4 protein-coding genes and 1 pseudogene are annotated in these 2,925 nt (G+C 69.6%); 1 reads left to right on the plus strand and 4 read right to left on the minus strand.

Features of this window, described 5'->3' with window-relative positions:
• Positions 1–997: DNA polymerase (locus ABZ749_RS32975; RefSeq protein WP_357234803.1), on the plus strand; the 997-nt coding region annotated here is incomplete at its 5' end.
• Positions 998–1,060: 63 nt separating this feature from the next.
• Here ABZ749_RS32975 and ABZ749_RS32980 read toward each other — a convergent pair.
• The 4 genes and pseudogenes from ABZ749_RS32980 to ABZ749_RS32995 form a co-directional block, all read right to left on the minus strand.
• Positions 1,061–1,399, minus strand: a pseudogene (locus ABZ749_RS32980) (DUF3140 domain-containing protein); the annotation flags it as partial.
• Positions 1,392–1,604, minus strand: coding sequence for a DUF2945 domain-containing protein (locus tag ABZ749_RS32985; RefSeq protein WP_357234806.1), 213 nt, complete (start codon positions 1,602–1,604; stop codon positions 1,392–1,394). The gene ABZ749_RS32985 and the pseudogene ABZ749_RS32980, both read right to left, overlap by 8 nt.
• 36 nt (positions 1,605–1,640) lie before the next feature.
• On the minus strand, positions 1,641–2,192 hold the full coding sequence (locus ABZ749_RS32990) for a Uma2 family endonuclease (RefSeq protein ID WP_357234809.1): 552 nt from the start codon (positions 2,190–2,192) through the stop codon (positions 1,641–1,643).
• Positions 2,193–2,298: 106 nt separating this feature from the next.
• Positions 2,299–2,925, minus strand: a 627-nt coding sequence (locus ABZ749_RS32995; RefSeq protein WP_357234812.1) for a class I SAM-dependent methyltransferase, incomplete at its 5' end; no start/stop codon positions are given.

The raw sequence follows: 2,925 nt of genomic DNA on the forward strand, positions 1-2,925 counted from the left end.
GATCAAGAAGATCAAGACGGGCTACACCACCGACGCCGACGCCCTGCAGTGGCTCTACGCGCAGCAGCCGCACCCGGTGCTGGCCCACCTGCTGCGTCACCGCGACGTTGCCAAGCTCAAGTCGACAGTCGACGGGCTGCTGAAGTCGGTCTCCGACGACGGCCGGATCCACACCACCTTCAACCAGACCGTGGCGGCCACCGGTCGGCTCTCCTCCACCGAGCCCAACCTGCAGAACATCCCGATCCGCACCGAGGAGGGCCGTCGGATCCGTCGGGCCTTCGTGGTGGGAGACGGCTACGAGTCTCTGCTCACCGCCGACTACAGCCAGATCGAGATGCGCATCATGGCGCACCTCAGCTCGGACGACGCGTTGATCGACGCGTTCAACTCCGGCGCCGACTTCCACGCCGCCACCGCCTCGTCGGTCTTCGGGGTGCCGCTCGGCGAGGTCACCCCCGACCAGCGCCGCAAGATCAAGGCCATGAACTACGGCCTGGCGTACGGCCTGAGCGCCTTCGGCCTGTCCCAACAGCTCAGCATCAGCACCGAAGAGGCGCGCGGGCTGATGGAGAACTACTTCGCCGGCTTCGGTGGGGTGCGCGACTACCTCCAGCAGGTGGTCGCCCGGGCCCGCCAGGACGGCTACACCTCCACCATCCTCGGCCGACGCCGCTACCTGCCCGACCTGGTCAGCGACAACCGGCAGCGCCGTGACATCGCGGAGCGGATGGCGCTCAACGCCCCCATCCAGGGCTCCGCCGCCGACATCATCAAGGTGGCGATGCTGCACGTCGACACCGCGCTCCGCGAGGCTGGGCTGGGCTCACGGATGCTGTTGCAGGTGCACGACGAGTTGGTCTTCGAGGTCGCGCCGGGTGAGCGGGAAGCGTTGGAGGCCCTGGTCCGGCGGGAGATGGGCGAGGCTCACCCGTTGTCGGTGCCGCTGGAGGTGTCGGTCGGTCTGGGCCGGGACTGGAACAGCGCCGATCACTGATCTTTGTGCTTGTGGTGGTGGGGGTTGCGGTGTGGGGTGCCCCGGAACCCCTGACTACTTCATGGGGTCGTGGCCCCAGTTCATGAGCGACCAGCGCCATTTGGTGTCGCGGACGTTGCCGGACGGGCGCTGCGCCATGTGCCGGCGTACGTAGCCGACGACCTTGCGCATGTGCTTGTAGTCGCCCTCGGACAGATCGCCGCGTTTGCGACGGAGCAAGTTGATGATCTTCCGGCCGGACTCGTGCCCGACGGACTCGCCACCACCCGCACGACCGCCCTTGTGCCAGCCGACCTGTTTCGACTCGTCGGTCTCCAGCCACGTGGACAGCTCGCCGGGCTTCATGTTCACCGCCTCGGTGAACTCCCGGTAGGTGTCCCGGCCCTCGTCACTCTTACTCATGGCGCAGCGCCTCGGGGCGGTGGGCCACGTCGCGGCCCGTGCCCTCACTGCGGACCCGGTACTGCGGGTCGTCGGGGGCCGCGTTCACCGCGCGCCCGCTGACCCTGGTCCGCTCGGTGATCGTCTCCTGCACCACGCCGTACGCGCGGCTGCCGTGGGCCGACCAGGAGACATGGTCGCCCTTGTGGAATCTCGGTTCGGCCATGGTCCTCGGCTACCCGACCCGGCTGGGGCGAAACGGCTACGGCGTGATCTCGGCGACCGGCAGCTTAATGTCGAACGGCTCAGCCAACTCGATCACGTCGGCACCGTCGGCGACCAGCTCGTACTGCCGCTCACCGCCCGGACCCACCCGATCGCCGATCCGGTACGCGTACACGTGCACCGGGTCCTGCTCGATCCGCCAGTAGAACGGGATGCCCGCGGCGGCGTACTCACCCGGTTTCGCGAACCGGTCGATCCGTCGCGTTCCCGGCGAGACGATCTCCACGGCGAGCAGGACGTCTGATGGCCGCAGGGTAGATCGGTTGGACGGCACCTCAGCGCGGCAGACCAGGACGTCCGGCTGACGGCTGGTGTTGGGGCTGAGCCCGACTCCGACGGCCTGTGAGACCCGCAGGTGGGCCGGCGCGTGCGTGTGGAGCCACATACGCAGCAGAAACGAGATGTCTTGATGGCCCAGGGTGGGGGAGGGTGTCACCTGGATAACTCCGTCGACGAGTTCGACGCGGGGGGCGTCCGCCGGCAGGGTGAGCAGGTCCTCCAGCGTGTAGTCGGCACGCTGCTGCCGCATCGGATCCGGACACCAGGGGCCAGGTGATGTCGGGACGGGCTCGGCGCTCATGGGCACGAGCCTACCGGCGGTCGATGGCTCGCACGTCGGACAACGGGTGCGGCGCTCACGCGGCGGGCTTCTCGGTGACGAAGATGGCGGTGCCGGGGAAGAGTCGTCCGCGCAGTGGGCTCCACTGCCCCCAGATCCCCTCGTGTCCCTCCGGCCACTCCGGCTCCACCAGGTCCAACAGCCGGAACCCGGCACCGACCAGCTCGCGGATCCGGTCACCGAGGGTGCGGTGCTGCTCGACGTAGGTGGCCACGCCGGTCTCGTCCTGCTCGACGTACGGGGAGCGGTCGAAGTACGAGTGCACGGCCGTCAGGCCGCCCTCGCCGGGGTCGTCGAGGAAGATCCACCGCATCGGGTGGGTCACCGAGAACACCCACCGGCCACCCGGGCGCAGCACCCGGTGCACCTCGGCGAGCAGCGCCGCCGAGTCGTCCACGAACGGGATCGCGCCGAACGCGGTACAGGCGACGTCGAACGACCGGTCGGCGAACGGCAGGGCGAGCGCGTCGGCCTGCACCAGCGGTACGCGTACCCCGGTGCGGTCAGCGGCCTCGGCGGCGTGCCGCAGCATGCCGGCGGACAGGTCGAAGGCGACCGGCCGGGCACCCTGGGTGGCGAGCCAGCGGGCGGCGGCCGCGGCGCCGGCACCCACCTCCAGCACCCGCCGCCCCGACACGTCGCC

The sequence above is a fragment of the Micromonospora sp. NPDC047753 genome (genome assembly GCF_040642735.1).
In the GTDB taxonomy this organism is placed as follows: domain Bacteria; phylum Actinomycetota; class Actinomycetes; order Mycobacteriales; family Micromonosporaceae; genus Micromonospora.